The organism is Pseudomonas sp. 2822-17 (assembly GCF_002742485.1).
GTDB classification, from domain to species: Bacteria; Pseudomonadota; Gammaproteobacteria; order Pseudomonadales; family Pseudomonadaceae; genus Aquipseudomonas; species Aquipseudomonas cyclaminis.
In genome coordinates this window covers 1-263 of sequence record NZ_LJRZ01000684.1, presented here as the reverse complement: position 1 = coordinate 263, position 263 = coordinate 1, and the positions used below count along the sequence as shown (strand labels likewise).

Genomic DNA, 263 nt, shown 5'->3' with positions numbered 1-263 from the left:
TTACTACTCTTTAGGACGTCTTCAGGTCCTTTCAATTCTGATACTTGATTTAAAGGTGTAAAAATTAAATCTTGAAAGACTCCTGACTGAACGAGGGTATCGATGTAGATTACATCTGCTTTTTCTCCATTAATGTCTATTTGTTTTATTTTCAAATCGTCAATGTTTATCAGCTGTTCCTTTAAATTGCTAAGTGTTACCCTTTGCTTTGATTGTGTAGTTGAACGTGTGTTTTGATTGTTAGAAGTTGTTTTTTCCATTTG

Annotated in this window: 1 protein-coding gene; it reads right to left on the bottom strand. The window is 32.7% G+C overall.

From position 1 onward, the window contains the following. The coding region (locus AOA60_RS33485) for a spore germination protein (protein WP_218240824.1) at positions 1-263 on the bottom strand (263 nt) is incomplete at both ends.